Here is a 15862-nt window from a genome sequence, read left to right as displayed (position 1 = left end):
CAAGTATTTTCACCTTGAAATTATACCAGATTTACATCACTAACAAAAGGGTAGAAAAGAAAGCGTTATCACGTTATAATATGTAGGTAAATCTCGAGGAGAACATATATGATACTACTAATGGGTTACCAAAGATGTAGCACATGTCAAAAAGCAAAACGCTTTTTGGAAATGAATAATGTGCAGTTTAAAACAAGAGATATCGTAGCAGAGAAACTGACTGAAGAAGAACTGAGAAAGCTTTATGAAATGAGTAATGTATCACTTCAAAGTTTCTGGAATACCTCTGGAGGCGTGTATCGCCAAATGCGAATCAAAGATACGATTCATTCTATGAGTGAAGATGAACAAATCAAATTATTAGCTAGCAATGGAATGTTAGTAAAACGACCAATCTTAATGGTGAACGATCAAGTTACTGTTGGCTTCAAAGAAGCAACCTACCTAGATATGATTCGCCAGGCATAATGTGAAAAAATTAGACATCATATGATATAATAGCGATAAGCGAGGTGATAATATGCTTTTAGGCGAATCATTAGAAGACTACCTAGAAACCATCATGGTTCTGTCTGAACAAAGCGATAAAGTGCGTTCGATTGACGTAGCAAAAATGATGGGTGTCTCTAAACCAAGTGTAAATAAAGCTGTTAACAACTTAAAGGATCGCGGTCTCATCACCCAAGAAGTTTACGGTGGCATCACACTTACAAAGTCTGGAAAAGAAATGGGAGCGATGATTTTTCATCGTCACACAACCATCCGAAGCTTTTTGATTGAGGTATTGAAAGTTTCAGAAGAAATAGCAGAAAAAGATGCGTGTCGAATTGAACACATCATATCAAACGAAACATTCGAGAGTATTGAACGAATGATTAATGAGTATAAGAAATAGCGAGTCATACGCTATTTTTTATTTACCAAAAAAGAGGATGTTGCCATTATTTCTTGGCTTCATCCTCTTTGATTATTTCTTTGATGTTACGGATGGTTTCACATGCTGCTTTATCTGAACAGCCTGTGCAACTTCCTCCACACCCTATAATACCACTTGCTTTTCTTGCTTGGTGTTTTTTGTATTGCGTATAGACGATGAACCCCACAAAGCCAATAGCTAGTACAAGGACTACAATGTCTACAGGTTTCATAGTTCTAGAACCCCAGTAGGCTTCCCACGTTGTAGATTAAGAATGAAACAATCCAAGCAATCACAACCCAATATGTCATCGTAAATATAAATAACTTACGATCATTCATTTCTGCACGTAAAGCAGCAACTGCAGCCATACATGGAATACTTAATAAGTTAAATGCCATAAATGAGATGGCAGCAAGTGGCGTAAAGGTTTGTCCAATTGTTGCGACAAGAGATGTTGTTGCTTCATCTTCTCCCAAGAATTCTTCTTCACTTTCCATTCCTGTGTAAAGAACTCCCATTGTTGAAACGACCGCTTCTTTAGCAACAAGTCCTGTTAGAATGGCAACTACTGCTTTCCATCCAGCACTTCCACTTGCAAATCCTAATGGTCTAAAGATAAATGTAATAGAATCAGCAACTACTCCTAAGATACTTGTATCTGAGTTTGCTTCCACCATTTGTAAGGAGAAATCAAAGTTACCTAAAAACCAAAGAACAATTGTACTTGCAAGAATTACGGTTCCTGCACGTGTAATATATCCTTTTAATTTATCCCACAAACGTAGCATTAAGTTTTTAAACCGTGGCCAATGATAGGTTGGCATTTCCATAACAAACGGTGTTGTTTCTCCTTTAAATACAAGACGTTTAAGTAGAACTGCAGAAATCACAGCAACAAAGATTCCTAAGAAATATATTCCAAAAGTCATAATATCTGCATGATTCGGAAATACTGCAGCTGCAAAGATTGCCCAAATTGGTGCCTTTGCCCCACAAGACATATATGGAACTAGTAACATCGTAAGTTTTCGTTCCTTTTCACCTTCTAATGTACGAGCACCCATAATTGCTGGCACAGAACATCCAAACCCAGTTAATAATGGTAAGAATGCTTTTCCTGATAAACCAAAGCGACGTAGAATTCGGTCCATAATAAATACGACACGTGCCATATATCCACTATCTTCTAAGAATGATAGGAATAAGAAGATTAATAGAATTTGTGGAATAAACGATAATACACCACCAACTCCAGCAACAATCCCTTGAATGACTAATCCATATACCCATGCAGATGCACCTAGTGAATCAAGTAATCCAGTTAGTCCATCAGATATCCATTCAATTGGAATTTCAGTTAGCCCTTGAATATATACCCCAGGTGAAGCAATACCAAGTCCTAAGAAGTTTTCTGAAAACGTACAGTGGAAAATCAAAAACATAATTAGTGCAAATATTGGAAGTCCCACAATACGGTTTGTTAGTACCTTATCAATTTTATCGGATGTGCTCATTTCTCCAAGTACTTTTGATTTTTTAATCGCACTACGTAATTGTTCATCAATATACCCATAACGAATATCTGCCATTAATGCTTCGTTATCTTCAGTTAATGTTGTAATCTTTTCAATTTCAGCTTGCAAAGCTTTTACTTCATCAAACGATAAAATCTTCTCATCATTTTCTAACACTTTGCTTGCCGTAAAACATGGTTGTTTTACATTGTGTTTTGTAAATAAATCAACAAGTGAACGATATGAACTTTCTAGTTGTGTTCCACTAAAAATATCAAGTGGTTCACGTTTTTTTGCTAGTGCAGCAACTACATTCATCAGCTCATGAATATTTTCTCCACGAAGTGCACTGATTTCAATAACAGGCACACCCAGTTTTTGTTCAATTGCTTTCGTGTTGATTTCATCTTTTGTCTTTTTTACAACATCCATCATGTTTAGAGCGATAACTACAGGGATATCGGTTTCTAAGATTTGTGTTGTTAAATACAAGTTTCTTTCTAAGTTTGTTGCATCAACAATATTGATAATTGCATCTGGTTGCTCATTTACAATATAATCACGTGCAATTACTTCCTCTAATGTATATGGAGACAAAGAATAAACACCTGGAAGGTCAATAATGTCCATCGGTGTTTTCGCTTTTTTATAGGTTCCTTCTTTTTTATCAACCGTAACTCCTGCCCAGTTTCCAACTTTGGCAGTTGAACCAGTTAATTCGTTAAATAGTGTTGTTTTCCCACTGTTTGGATTTCCAACTAATGCAATCTTCATATCCTACTTAACCTCGATTTCTTGAGCTTCTGCTTTACGTAATGATAATTCATATCCACGTAATGTTATTTCAATAGGGTCTCCTAATGGTGCAACTTTACGTACATAAATTTCTGTATTTGGGGTGATTCCCATATCAAATATACGACGGCGAATCGGTCCTGCTCCATTTACCTTAGTGACAGTGACTGTTTCTCCAGGTTTTACATCTTTTAAATTCATAGTATTCCTCCCACAGCTTACGCAACAAAGATCTTTCTTGCTAAACTTTTATTCAATGCAATTCTTGCATCTTTCACTTGGATGATTAAATCTCCGCCACTTTCTTGAACAACAGCGATTTCACATCCAGGAACTAAACCTAAATCACGCAAACGTTTTTCTGAACCCTCATCTAAAGAGTATTTTAATACTTTTACTGATTTTCCTAATGGTGCGATAATTAATGGCATATGTATCATCCTTTCTTATTTTTCATTGTAATGTTAGCACTGGTTAACCTCCTTGTCAATGATTTGTTAACTATTTCTAACTCAAGATAAAACTTTTTAGAACATATCAGTTGACACATACTTTTATATCGTGTATTATGTGGATAGTTAGTTATGACTAACTTGTATGTCTGGGACTCCTTTATGACAATCTTACCCAATTATTTCTTATGCGATCCTTTTAAGAAATCAAGAGACATAACTAAAAAGCATGCGATGGCATGCTTTTTTCTATTCTGATACTTTATCTTGTAAAATCAATTCTAACTCATTACCTGCATAATCTTGAATATATAGTTTTCCGACTACCTCAAAATCACAATTCACGATAATGGTATTTGTCTCATAATCAATTTGCATATCCTTTTGTACAAGTTCATCATTTTCATAATAACGTAAACTTCCATAATTTACTTTTGATGCATTATCTTTTAATTGAATCGTATATGTTGTATTTGCAATGGAATAGTTTTCTACATCTGGACTTTCAAAATCAAATGAGTCAATACTCACAATACGCTCATCGATTTGTTTTCCATCTAACATTAAAGTTACTGCATATTCTCCATTTTCATGAATCATTAATGATGAATCTCCATCAACTAGTATTTCATCATATGCGTCATTTGTTGTTTTAACATGTAGCTCAAATGCTTTTTTTGTCCAATCTTTAGGGTATTCAATCGATTCAATTTTCGCTTGTTCGATTGCTGTAGCAGGAGCTTTTTGTTCCAACTTTACTGGTGTTGGTTCTTGTTGGTTTAAGTAAACTACACCTGCAATACCAGCAACACCAACCACCGCTGCAATTGCAGCCTTCGTCGAGAAAGCCATGGATGCCCCTTTTGCAGCAACTACAGCACTTCCTACGCCAATACTGGCGTTTTGAACTACTGGTGTTTGTACACTTGCAGCCATTGTCTCATACACAATATTGAATAATGATGGAGTTAATACAAAACCAGGAATCGTTTTCGCAGAGATTCCTTGATTTTCCAAAATCGTTTTCAACTTATTTTTCATATGATACAACCGCGAGTGAACTGTTCCTTCTGGAATACTTAATATTTCTGATATCTCAGATACTGATAGTTGGTCATAATAACGAAGTACACCTACTGTTCGAAGTGCAGGCTTTAGTGATTGAATACTATCATAAATTGTCTTTTGAAGTTCTTTATTTTCTATGATTTCTTTTGCATCTTTTTGCGAAATGTCTTCGAAATCTTCAACTGTCATTTCATCACCCAAATCTACATATGGTTCTCTTTTTTGATCATAGTCGTAACATACATTTAATGTAATTCGCTTAATCCACGTATAAAATGCCGCTGGATTTTCTAGTTTTTGTAGATTTTTATGCACGCGAATAAAAACATCTTGCACTACATCACGCGCACTATTTTCATTGTGTAAATAATTCCATGCTGTGAAATATACATTATCTACATATTCATCATAGAGTTGTTTAAATGCTTCTTGGTTCCCTTGTTTTGCTTGATCAATTATATTTACTAATTTCTCTTTATCTTTCATACACACCTTCACACATAGACCTTGCTATGTCTCTTAATTACCTTATCCATTATCTTTCATTTTCATATCATTCGTCAATTATCTCCATAGAAAAATTTGTGCATTTATATACACATATTTAAACACAAAGAATTGATCAACTTTACTTCACTGAAAGATATTTACAGATACGCTTATACATATCATCTTTTTGTGTTGTATTCATTGTTTCTTGACTCCCCCAAGTTTTCAGCACAAAACGCAATATCTCATCAGATAATTCATTTCTTGTTAATTCATTTTTTCGTCTATTTTGCACTATCTTCTTCCTATCATCGTTTTCCATAATCTCCACCCTATACATTTGAACTTATAAACACAAATAGGACGTGAATCGTCCTATTTGTTTACATCTTTATGCTTTTTTTCTTCTTCTTAACAACAAAGAAAGAATTGCGATTCCACTTAAGTACACCATTGCAACTAAAGGTGTTGATGATGTTGTATCACCTGTATCTACGGATTTACTTGGATTGATAATCAATTCCTTTTCCGGAGCCTTTGAAGGATTTGAAGTTCCAGGTGTTTCTGGTTTTGGATCTTCTTTAGGTGTTTCATATGTATTTGTGATTGTGTAATCGTTTGTATCATTTGTTGTTACGGAAGATGTATAGTTTTTAGGTACGTCTACTTCTTCTACTGTATATACAATTTCTTTATCTAACGCTAATACGTCTAGATTATTCCATGTATATGTCCATTTGTTTGATTCACTTAAAATTACGATATCAGAGTATGTAATCTCTCCATCTTTATTCATCACTAATCGAACATTTACACTGTCTGGACGTACTGACGCATTATCGTTTGACCATTTTTTATCTACTGTCACACTTGTTTTTGGCATTTCAAATGTATTTGTAATCGTATAATCATTTGACTTATTTGTAATTACTGCATCTGTGTAATACTGAGGAACATTGATTTCTCTTACACTGTATGTAATTGCATCTGCTCCTGAAAGTAAATCTAAGTTTGTCCATGTTTTTGTCCAGTTCACACTTTCATCTAGTTCAACTGTTTCAACTACACTTTCTACTCCATTTATTGTAGCTACCAATTCTACTTCTACACTATCTGGACGAATTGCTGCATAGTCATTTAGCCATTCTTTATCCACTGTTACATCTATCTTTGGCATTTCAAATGTATTTGTGATTGTGTAATCATTTGGTCCGTTTGTAATTACTGCATCTGTGTAGTATTGAGGAATATTGATTTCTCTTACACTGTATGTAATCGCATCTGCTCCTGAAAGTAAGTCTAAGTTTGTCCATGTTTTTGTCCAGTTTACACTTTCATCTAGTTCAACTGTTTCAACTACACTTTCTACTCCATTTACTGTAGCTACTAATTCTACTTCTACACTATCTGGACGAATTGCCGCATAGTCGTTTATCCATTCTTTATCTACTGTTACATCCGTTTTTGGCATTTCAAATGTGTTCGTGATTGTGTAATCATTTGGTCCGTTTATAATCACAGCATCTGTATAATGCGCAGGAACACCAACTTCTTCTACTGTATATGTAATTTCGTCTGTTCCATCTAACATTGGTAAATCTCTCCACGTAAATGACCAATTGTTGTCTTTATCTAATGTTTCAGGGATTGAACATGTTGATTGTCCATTTATCGTTGTTATTAACTGCACTTGAACACTTGATGGACGTACAGCATCATTGTCATTTATCCATAGTTTATTAACTGATACATCTGTTTTTGGCATTACAAACGTATTTGTAATCGTAAAGTCATTTGTATTATTTTCTGTAACTTTAGATGTATAGTTTGTCGGAACTGTTTTTTCTCTTACAGTATAGACAATTTCATCAGCACCTGATAGTGCATCTAAATTTGTCCATGTATACTCCCAATTTATATTCTTATCTAAAGTGACAGTATCTTTTACTGTGCTTGTCGTTCCAACTGTAGCAATTAATTCGACATCAATACTTGTTGGGCGGTTTCCTTCAACTCCTCCAACCCATTCTTTATTTACACTGACACTTGTCTTAGGCATATCAAAGGTATTATTAATCGTCCAGTTATTTTTACTGTCTTCTACTACTTCAGATGTATAGTTTGTTGGAACTGTTTTCTCTCTTACAAAGTATGCAGCATCTTTTCCATTTATATAGTAGTCCAAATCTGTCCATGTATATGTCCAACCTGATGTTGCATATAGTGTCACTGTATCGATGATAGTTTCTTTTGCTCCATCTGTTGTATACAATTCTACTTCGATACTAGCCGGTCTATTTCCCACAGCATCTTGGAACCATGCCTTATTTACAGTAAAACTAGTTTTTGGCATTACGAATGTATTTGTGATCGTAAAGTCATTCTCAGAGTTTTTTGTTACTACACCGGTATATAAACTTGTAAGATTTCTCTCTTCAACTGTGTATACAATTGTTTCGTTTCCTTCATAAACAGGTAAATCTACCCAAGTGTGTTGCCATTTACCATTCGTATCTGAAGTTAATGTTACCGTTTTGTATTCTTCATTTTGTCCATTTACTGTTTTAATCAATACAACATCAACAGATGTAGGACGTAAAACACTATGCGTTGCATCACCTTCCCAAACTTTTTCTACATGTACTGAAGTTTTTGGGATGTATGTATTTCGAATTGTAAAATCATTATATGAATTTGTGATGGTTTCTGAAGTGTATCCGGCAGGTACTTCCACTTCTTTTACAGAATACGTAATTTCTTTTCCGTTTGTATCGGCTAATGGAAGTTTCGTCCATTCTCCATACCAATTATTCGTTGCACTTAAAGTTACAGGATTTTTCCCAGTAACTTTCGTTGGTTGTGAACCATCTACTGATTGATATAACTCAACTTCAATCGATGTTGGTTGTACTGTATTTCCTAAGTGTTCCCACTCTTTTAATACTTTTACCGTTGTCGTTGCTGTTCCAATTCCAGCCCCACCATGGATTAGTTTTGGTTCAAATACGATATGAGATTCATCTTCATATCCTGTTCCTTGCAATGTCCCTTTATTTAGGTACATTCCATCTGGATGTTCTTCTGTAATACGTGTTTTGTATCTCACATACAAACTCAATCCAGTTTGCTTTGCTTCTAGTCGATTTTCATCTGTAGCAATTGCAGAATCAGGAAGCGCAGTTGATGCTCCTCTTATTAAATCTCCAAGTTCTACAGTAAATCCTTTATTATTCGCATGAAATGTAAATCTTTCAGGTGTAGTAGAAGATGTATAGTATCCAAGCATTGTTTCTGTAGGATTATTTTTTTCATCCCAATCAATTTTTCCAATATCAACTCGTACATACGTATTTCCTTCTAATCCAGCAATCAATTCATGATTATCCATAATATCATCAACAAATACTGCATTAGGAATATCTGCTCCTGCTACATTAATTCTTGCAGTCCAGTTAATAATTGTCGGATCTTCAGAATCCTGACTTCCCCATTTTGCAAGCATTTCATTTCGATCAACCGTACTTTTCTTACCAACATTTACGGTTTGTGTTTCGCCATCTTTTACAAATTGAAGTTCATATTTTGTCAATTCATCTATGACATCTCTATCCCAATATGCACCAATGTAAAAGTATCCACTACGACCAGTTTTTGCTTCAAAGTAATCATTGAAGGTAATCGTAATCGTTTTATCTGTTTTATTTACAGTTGCGGTTCCGATTGTTGCTTCTTCATTTAAAGCATCCGTCGCTTTTAAATCAAATGTCATATTGCCTACACTAAGCTCATTTGGTAGTTGAATTGTTAGTGTATCTCCACTGTTTACTTCATATGCATCAGCAAAGTTGAAATCATAACGCACAAGCAATGCATCATAATAACCAAACCACTCTTTTACGACACCATTTAAATCTGTCAACTGTCCACCTGTCACAAAGTCTTCCGTAGGAATTTCTTTATTAGTTGCTGCAAGTGTTTCTCCAGTGAATCCTAGCACACCAAGAAACATGCAAAAAACTAATAGTAATTTTGCAATCTTTTTCATTTTTTCTCCTTATAACACACATAATTTATTCTATTTCCATACACATATAAAAAGGCAAGAAAAAGCAATCCAGGGATATTGATGGATTGCTTTTCAACTCCAATTTTGTGTGTGTATGTGAAGTTGAAAAGGTTCCGTTGAACCTTTCACCTTCATAGACTTGAACATTATATAAAATCTTCAAAAAAATCTTGAATTAATTACATTTTTTTCACTTAATATTTGATTTGTGTAAATTCGGTGCGTTTTGACATTAAAAAAACACCATTTTCTAGATAGATTTCCTAGTTCATGGTGTCTATAAGTATTATTTACATGTATAGTCGAGTTGATCTTCTACTCGTTTTTTAAAACTCTTCAATGATAGATTTTCCGTTAAATAAAAATCACTATAATTACGTTCCTTAAGTTGATCTAAATTTAATTCTAACTCAATATATCCCATACGTGTTTTCCCATCATATGTACCTTCAGCACTAATCCCTTCTTTGTGGAAGGACTCAACATTTTGCTTCCAGTAATCAGCAAAATCTTTCTCACCAACTTCATCAAGAACATCATCTTCGATATATTGCTCAGACGAAAAGTGTAGATAATGGATTTTATCATCTTCATACCGAACGACAATCTTTCCTTTATCATCATCTTTTTTATATGTACAAACCATTTCTGATTCATCACTATCACATGCGACCATCATAAGACACATCGCAATAATAACTAGTAGTTTTTTCATCGCTACTCCTTATACGTTATGGTAAATAAATAACATACGATCTTTTCCGTTAAGATCTTTTAGTACTTCTTTTTTATCATTTGGGAAATATATATCAGCTTCTTTTAATAATGCATCTTTTTGGTTATAGCCAATCTCAAAAGCTAAAAAGCTTTTCTCTTTAATGACTTTATGTGCATGTTTAAAAATTTCTTTATAGAAATGCAAGCCATCACTTCCACCAAATAAAGCAACATGTGGCTCAAAATCAACGACACTATCTTCCATTTTCTCATCTTGAGGAATATAAGGAGGATTGCTAATTAAGATATCTACTTTATGGCTGCTTTCAATAAATGGTTGTAACATATCTCCAACCTTGAAAGTAACATTTGCTTCTAAGTTTTTTGCATTTTCTTTTGCCACAGCAATTGCATGTTCACTAATATCACTTGCTTGCATGTGGATATTTTTTTCTTCAAGAGCTACAGCGATTGCAATTGCTCCACTTCCACAGCCAACATCGATAGCCTCCACTTCTTGTCCAGCAAAGAATTCATCATAACTTGCTAGTACATTTGCAACCAATTCTTCAGTTTCTGGACGTGGAATAAGTACATCCTCATTTACTAAAAACTTGAATCCATAAAAATAAGAATATCCTAGAATATGATCTAATGGTTCATGTGCAAGTAGACGGTCTACTTTTTTATAATATGCATCCACAAGAGCATCATCCATTTCTTGATCAAATTCCGCATATAAATTATGCGATTCTAAATTCGCAAGTTCTAATAATAAGAATAATGGTGCTTGTTCACCAACACCTGCATCAATGCAAAGTTGTTGTGCTCTGCGTAAGGCTTCACGATACAACATTATGCGTTACCAGCAAGTTTATCCTGTTGATCTTGTTCAAGTAAGGCAACGATAATATCATCCAATTTCCCTTCCATGATACGATCCAATTGTTGAAGTGTTAAACCAATACGGTGATCAGTTACACGGTTTTGTGGATAGTTATATGTACGGATTTTCTCACTACGGTCTCCCGTACCAAGTTTACTTTTTCTTTCTGCATGACGTTCTTCTTCTTCACGACGTTTCATTTCGCTATATACTTTTGAACGAATTTGCGTTAATGCAGTTTCACGGTTCGCATGTTGACTACGACCATCTTGACATTTTACTGTAATTCCTGTTGGAATGTGGGTAATACGAACTGCGGAATCCGTTTTATTGACGTGTTGTCCTCCGGCTCCACTTGCTCGCATTGTATCGATTTCCAAATCATTTGGATTAATATCAATTTCATCTTCTTCGATTTCTGGGTCAACTAGTACTGTTGCAGTTGATGTATGTACACGCCCTTGTGTTTCAGTCTTTGGTACACGTTGTACCCTGTGACTTCCACTTTCAAACTTTAAGTGTCCATATACTTCCGCACCTTTCACCATAAAAGCGATACGGGTAAATCCACCTGCTTCACTTTCTTGCGCTTCAAGTACTTCCATTTTCCAACCTTTGCTTTCTGCATATTTTGAATACATGCGGTATAAATCACCAGCAAAGATATTTCCTTCATCTCCTCCAGCAGCTCCACGAATTTCCATAATTGCATTATTTTGATCTGCAGGATCTTTTGGAATCAATAAAATTTCTAGACGATCAAGTAATTCTTGTTTACGTGGTTGTAATTCATCTAATTCCATTTTTGCCATTTCTTTAACTTCAGGATCATGTTCTTCCATTAAAGCAGTCGCATCTTCAATTCCTTGTACGACTTTTTTATATTCTTGGTAAGTCTCTACAGCTTGTGTCATCGCAGCTTGTTCTTTTCCAAGTTTAGCCATACGACGATTATCAGCAAGCACTTCAGGACTCATCATCAATTCACTAAGTTCATTGTAGCGATCGATCATTCCATCTAAACGTTCTGTCATTGCACTCATATTGTTTTTCTCCTATATCATTTTATATTATAGCATATTGCTATCAAGACTAGAAAAAAAGCAAAGTTTCCTTTGCTTTTCTATTTAACTCCGTATTTCTTGTTAAATTTCTCGATACGTCCTTGCGCAGCAGCGAAACGTTGTCTTCCTGTGTAGAATGGGTGACAGTGTGAACAAGTATCTACTTTTAATTCTTTAGCAGTAGATCCCACAGCATATTCCGTTCCACATGTTGAACATTTAACAGTGATTTTGTGGTATTCTGGGTGAATTCCTTTTTTCATATCTTCTCTCCTTCCGCCTTAAGTTCTATGCGAACTCAAAGTAAGTTGCTATATTATATTACCACATTTTTGCCAGAATGCAATACTTAATTGTCTGAATCAATCGTTACTTTTTCAATCTTTGCACCTAAGCTTTTTAGCTTACCTACAATATTTTCGTAACCACGTTCAATGTGATAAATCTCATCGATTTCTGTTGTTCCTGATGCTATTAAACCAGCAATAATCAAACTTGCTCCACAACGTAAATCCGTTGCAGTAACACTTGTTCCAGATAATTTTGTTGGTCCATTAATAAATGAGCTTGGCGTACGCACATCAATGTCTGCACCCATCTTATTCAATTCATGACAGTGTTTGAAACGTTCTGTATAAATCGTTTCAGTAACAACACTTTGTCCATCACATTGCGTTAGAAGTGTCGTTAGCGGTTGTTGCATATCTGTTGCAAACCCTGGATATGGTGCGGTCTTAATATCTACAGGCTTAAGCACTTCATTACGTCCTTTGACCAAAATTGAATCCACGTTGACTTCCATATTTACACCAATATCATCCAACTTAGAAATAAGTCCTTCTAAATGTTGTGGAATTACGTTTTCAATTGTAATGTCATTTCCTGCAGTTGCAGCCAATGTTAAGTACGTAGCTGCTTCAATGCGGTCTGGAATAATTTCGTGGAAACATCCATGCAGTGTATCAACTCCTGTAATTGTGATCACATTGGTTCCCATTCCACGAATTTGTGCACCCATCTTATTTAATAAGGTTGCAATATCAATAATTTCTGGTTCTTTTGCGGCATTCTCAATCGTTGTTTTTCCTTTTGCGAATACAGCAGCACACATAATATTGATCGTTGCTCCTACACTTGAAACATCAAGGAAGATTTTATCTCCAACAAGTTCATCTGCTTCAATAATGTAACTTCCACCTTCATAGTTTACTTTTGCCCCAAGCGTTTCAAATCCTTTTAAATGCAAATCGATAGGTCGAGGACCTAAATAACATCCTCCTGGCATTTTAATTTCGACACGTTTGTATTTTGCAAGTAGAACTCCCATGAAGTAATACGATGCACGTAGTTTTGTCACCGTATCGCTATTCATTGGTTTATTTTCCATATTTGAAGGATCAATGATTAAATGATTTCCATTTTCTCCTTTAATAAGAACATTGACACCAAGTTCTTCTAATAATATTTTTAGTGATTTAACATCACTTATATTTGGAACACCTACAATTGTCACTGGTTCATCTGCTAAAATCGCTGCCGGAATCAGTGCAACCGTTGCATTTTTTGAGCCTGATATTTTTACATGACCAGTTAAGTTATGGCCACCTTCAATTCGAATAATTTCTTTCATTTATACATTCAACTCCTTAGTCGCCCTACCATTATAATTCATTTTATAAAAATTGGGAAGCAATAAGAAAAAAACAACAAACCCGAAGATCTGTTGTTAGATTTTTTATCCGATGCGAATGAATACAGGTCCTGACCCCATGTATGCACTAGCAATTACTGTACTTCCCATGTATCCACCGTGAACAGCTTGTCCGTTTCCGATGTAAACAGCGATATGTGGTACTCCAGCTCCAGCGTTATCGTAGTAAATTAAGTCACCTGGTTGTGCTTCACTAGCTGATACAATCGTTCCTAAACTCATGTATTCTGCTGGCCAACCGTGGAAGTAAATCCCTACTGCTGCAAGCGCGTTAGATGCAAGTGCTGTACAGTCTTGTGCAACACCTAGTTGAGCAAGTGCAGCTGATGCAATTGCGCTTCCCCCAGCATATGAAGGTGCACTTTGTGCAATTTCAGAAGCACGGTTGTAGTCTCCGCTTTCGATTGCTGCTTGACGTTCTTCTTCTAATTCAGCTTCACGTCTAGCTTCTGCAGCTTCTTCATCTTCAGTTACTGTTGCAACTAATTTTGATTCTGTTTTATTTCCGTGTGTATCTACAGCAGTGTATGTAAATGTGTAATCCCCATCAATGTAAAGATCTTCATCATTTGCATCAATTGATCCAGTTACTGTGTAGTTTACTGTTTCATCATAGTTGTCATACACTCTAGCAACATATTCCTTAGGATCAAAGTTGTCTGTATCTAATACATCAACATGCGTTGTCGTAAGTGCAATTGTTGGTGCTTGTGTATCAACCATATCTACATCAAATGTGTACGTACGTGCTACATTAGCATTTTTTAAATCAGTATCTTTATCTGAAGCAACTTCAATACCTTGTAAATCTGTTGCATATACTTCTTTAGGTTCAACTTTTACTTCAATTTGTGTTTCTTTTAACTCTCTTGCTTGTGGCTTGTTGATATCAACAATAAAGTTACCAATCTCGTAAGTTGATTTTGTTGGTTCCACTGTAATTGGTTTTACACCATACACAGTTTCGTTTTCATCAGCAACGATATCTTTTACCATATCTAGGATTGCTGAATCATCACCATAGTTTACGCTAACTACTTTGTTGTTGTAAGCAATAGCTTCTGTTGGTTTTGCTAATACTTCTGCATTTACTTTTACACGACTGAATCCTGTTACGGTAAATGTTAATGCGAATACAACTGTTGCTGTAGCTGTTGTTCCTACAAAGTGTTTGAAGTTAAAGTGTACATGTTCTTGAAATAACGATTTTACTTTCGCAATTTCTGTACCACTTAAGCGATTGAACTTTGCTGCCATGTTTTTTGCAAATGCAACAAATGTTGGAATCCCTTCTTCTTTTATATATGTGATCCCAAGTTTTAAATTCTCAAGACCCTTGTTTTCTAATTCTTTAATCTTAATAAGTGTTTTCTGTAAATCCATTGAGTCACCTCTCGTTTTCGTCTTTGTAATAATAACATAAGGCAACCTAAAAATAAGCGTATCCCAAAGTTTCACAAATTTATCTAAAAGCCCATGAATAAAGGGTTTTTGACACTTACAAAGAAAAAATATTAGTTATATAACATAAAGTAATTAGGAAATAAACACGATTTTCGGGCATTTTTAGTGAAATTGGTATAATTTCCTGTTTCGTATATATAAATTAGGTAGTATATGATATAGCATCTTGCCTTATTTTACATAAACCCACAAAAAAAATGGTGAGTATTTCACCATTTAGCTTAACTTTCTTTTTGTACAAGAGCATCACGGATTTGTTCAAGCAATACCACTTCATCACTTTTTGTAACTGCAGCTTCTTCTTTCTTTTGGAAACGTCCGATAATACGAATCACCACAAAGATACAGAATGCAATAATCAAAAAGTTAATTACATTTTGAATAAATGCTCCGTAATTTAATAATACTGGTTCTCCTCCACGTTCACCGATTTTAAGTGATGCTGCTGCAAGTTCACTTGAATCTGTTAACAATGCAATGAATGGCATAATCAAATCATTAACAATGGAATTGATGATGGTACTAAAAGCACCCCCAATAACAACCCCAACAGCCATATCGATCATATTTCCACGCATCGCAAACGCTTTAAAATCCTTTAAAAAATTTCTCATATACGATTCTCTCCTGGTATATTATAAATGACTCATGTAACAGTCATCTACAGCATACCTTTCCTTTCTATCAACCGTATTTAAACCATGGTTGATTATGGTT

16 protein-coding genes are annotated in these 15862 nt (G+C 35.0%); 2 read left to right on the top strand and 14 right to left on the bottom strand.

Going from position 1 to position 15862, the window contains the following annotated elements:
• Window positions 1-108 precede the first annotated feature (108 nt).
• The gene (locus EDD63_RS05800) at window positions 109-468 is read left to right on the top strand and encodes a Spx/MgsR family RNA polymerase-binding regulatory protein (RefSeq protein WP_134169413.1); all 360 of its coding nucleotides are present in this window, start codon (window positions 109-111) and stop codon (window positions 466-468) included.
• A 52-nt stretch (window positions 469-520) separates the two neighbouring features.
• Window positions 521-895 (top strand): metal-dependent transcriptional regulator, encoded by a 375-nt coding sequence (locus EDD63_RS05795; protein WP_134169411.1) that lies wholly within the window; start codon window positions 521-523, stop codon window positions 893-895.
• 46 nt (window positions 896-941) lie between these two features.
• Here the strand turns inward: EDD63_RS05795 and EDD63_RS05790 are convergent, their stop codons facing one another.
• From EDD63_RS05790 to mscL, 14 genes are all read right to left on the bottom strand, one after another.
• Entirely contained in the window at window positions 942-1148 is a 207-nt protein-coding gene (locus EDD63_RS05790; RefSeq protein ID WP_134169409.1) for a FeoB-associated Cys-rich membrane protein, read from the bottom strand.
• Window positions 1149-1152: 4 nt separating this feature from the next.
• A complete protein-coding gene (feoB, locus tag EDD63_RS05785; RefSeq protein ID WP_134169407.1) occupies window positions 1153-3207 on the bottom strand; it encodes a ferrous iron transport protein B in 2055 nt (684 codons plus the stop codon).
• A 3-nt stretch (window positions 3208-3210) separates the two neighbouring features.
• Entirely contained in the window at window positions 3211-3429 is a 219-nt protein-coding gene (locus EDD63_RS05780; protein ID WP_134169405.1) for a FeoA family protein, read from the bottom strand.
• A gap of 17 nt (window positions 3430-3446) precedes the next feature.
• On the bottom strand, window positions 3447-3659 hold the full coding sequence (locus EDD63_RS05775) for a FeoA family protein (RefSeq protein ID WP_166667560.1): 213 nt from the start codon (window positions 3657-3659) through the stop codon (window positions 3447-3449).
• Window positions 3660-3929: 270 nt separating this feature from the next.
• Window positions 3930-5234 carry an RNA polymerase sigma factor gene (locus EDD63_RS05770; protein ID WP_134169401.1) on the bottom strand — a complete coding sequence of 435 codons (1305 nt, stop codon included), beginning with the start codon at window positions 5232-5234 and terminating at the stop codon, window positions 3930-3932.
• 142 nt (window positions 5235-5376) lie between these two features.
• Window positions 5377-5559, bottom strand: a complete 183-nt coding sequence (locus tag EDD63_RS05765) for a hypothetical protein (protein ID WP_134169399.1) — start codon at window positions 5557-5559, stop codon at window positions 5377-5379.
• Window positions 5560-5628: 69 nt separating this feature from the next.
• Window positions 5629-9282: a Cna B-type domain-containing protein gene (locus tag EDD63_RS05760; protein WP_134169397.1), complete on the bottom strand. Its 3654-nt coding sequence runs from the start codon at window positions 9280-9282 to the stop codon at window positions 5629-5631.
• Window positions 9283-9589: 307 nt separating this feature from the next.
• Window positions 9590-10018 carry a hypothetical protein gene (locus EDD63_RS05755; RefSeq protein WP_134169395.1) on the bottom strand — a complete coding sequence of 143 codons (429 nt, stop codon included), beginning with the start codon at window positions 10016-10018 and terminating at the stop codon, window positions 9590-9592.
• 9 nt (window positions 10019-10027) lie between these two features.
• On the bottom strand, window positions 10028-10876 hold the full coding sequence (gene prmC, locus EDD63_RS05750; RefSeq protein ID WP_134169393.1) for a peptide chain release factor N(5)-glutamine methyltransferase: 849 nt from the start codon (window positions 10874-10876) through the stop codon (window positions 10028-10030).
• Window positions 10876-11949, bottom strand: a complete 1074-nt coding sequence (prfA, locus tag EDD63_RS05745; protein WP_134169391.1) for a peptide chain release factor 1 — start codon at window positions 11947-11949, stop codon at window positions 10876-10878. Before prfA ends, prmC begins: the two co-directional genes overlap by 1 nt.
• Window positions 11950-12029: 80 nt before the next feature.
• Entirely contained in the window at window positions 12030-12233 is a 204-nt protein-coding gene (rpmE, locus tag EDD63_RS05740) for a 50S ribosomal protein L31 (protein WP_067422584.1), read from the bottom strand.
• An 86-nt stretch (window positions 12234-12319) separates the two neighbouring features.
• Window positions 12320-13600 carry a UDP-N-acetylglucosamine 1-carboxyvinyltransferase gene (locus EDD63_RS05735; protein ID WP_134169389.1) on the bottom strand — a complete coding sequence of 427 codons (1281 nt, stop codon included), beginning with the start codon at window positions 13598-13600 and terminating at the stop codon, window positions 12320-12322.
• Between the two features lie 105 nt (window positions 13601-13705).
• On the bottom strand, window positions 13706-15064 hold the full coding sequence (locus EDD63_RS05730; protein ID WP_243833741.1) for an NlpC/P60 family protein: 1359 nt from the start codon (window positions 15062-15064) through the stop codon (window positions 13706-13708).
• 302 nt (window positions 15065-15366) lie between these two features.
• Window positions 15367-15759: a large conductance mechanosensitive channel protein MscL gene (gene mscL, locus EDD63_RS05725; protein ID WP_134169387.1), complete on the bottom strand. Its 393-nt coding sequence runs from the start codon at window positions 15757-15759 to the stop codon at window positions 15367-15369.
• Window positions 15760-15862 lie beyond the last annotated feature (103 nt).

It is taken from the genome of Breznakia blatticola (assembly GCF_004365815.1).
GTDB classification, from domain to species: domain Bacteria; phylum Bacillota_I; class Bacilli_A; order Erysipelotrichales; family Erysipelotrichaceae; genus Breznakia; species Breznakia blatticola.
Note: the sequence above shows the minus strand (reverse complement) of the source record. Positions and strands in the feature narration are given on the sequence as shown.

Bases quoted from the DNA above. Each gene is read 5' to 3' on its own strand.
- EDD63_RS05800 (WP_134169413.1), top strand. From the start codon at position 109: ATGATACTACTAATGGGTTACCAAAGATGTAGCACATGTCAAAAAGCA.
- EDD63_RS05795 (WP_134169411.1), top strand. From the start codon at position 521: ATGCTTTTAGGCGAATCATTAGAAGACTACCTAGAAACCATCATGGTT.
- EDD63_RS05790 (WP_134169409.1), bottom strand. From the start codon at position 1,148: ATGAAACCTGTAGACATTGTAGTCCTTGTACTAGCTATTGGCTTTGTG.
- feoB (WP_134169407.1), bottom strand. From the start codon at position 3,207: ATGAAGATTGCATTAGTTGGAAATCCAAACAGTGGGAAAACAACACTA.
- EDD63_RS05780 (WP_134169405.1), bottom strand. From the start codon at position 3,429: ATGAATTTAAAAGATGTAAAACCTGGAGAAACAGTCACTGTCACTAAG.
- EDD63_RS05775 (WP_166667560.1), bottom strand. From the start codon at position 3,659: ATGCCATTAATTATCGCACCATTAGGAAAATCAGTAAAAGTATTAAAA.
- EDD63_RS05770 (WP_134169401.1), bottom strand. From the start codon at position 5,234: ATGAAAGATAAAGAGAAATTAGTAAATATAATTGATCAAGCAAAACAA.
- EDD63_RS05765 (WP_134169399.1), bottom strand. From the start codon at position 5,559: ATGGAAAACGATGATAGGAAGAAGATAGTGCAAAATAGACGAAAAAAT.
- EDD63_RS05760 (WP_134169397.1), bottom strand. From the start codon at position 9,282: ATGAAAAAGATTGCAAAATTACTATTAGTTTTTTGCATGTTTCTTGGT.
- EDD63_RS05755 (WP_134169395.1), bottom strand. From the start codon at position 10,018: ATGAAAAAACTACTAGTTATTATTGCGATGTGTCTTATGATGGTCGCA.
- prmC (WP_134169393.1), bottom strand. From the start codon at position 10,876: ATGTTGTATCGTGAAGCCTTACGCAGAGCACAACAACTTTGCATTGAT.
- prfA (WP_134169391.1), bottom strand. From the start codon at position 11,949: ATGAGTGCAATGACAGAACGTTTAGATGGAATGATCGATCGCTACAAT.
- rpmE (WP_067422584.1), bottom strand. From the start codon at position 12,233: ATGAAAAAAGGAATTCACCCAGAATACCACAAAATCACTGTTAAATGT.
- EDD63_RS05735 (WP_134169389.1), bottom strand. From the start codon at position 13,600: ATGAAAGAAATTATTCGAATTGAAGGTGGCCATAACTTAACTGGTCAT.
- EDD63_RS05730 (WP_243833741.1), bottom strand. From the start codon at position 15,064: ATGGATTTACAGAAAACACTTATTAAGATTAAAGAATTAGAAAACAAG.
- mscL (WP_134169387.1), bottom strand. From the start codon at position 15,759: ATGAGAAATTTTTTAAAGGATTTTAAAGCGTTTGCGATGCGTGGAAAT.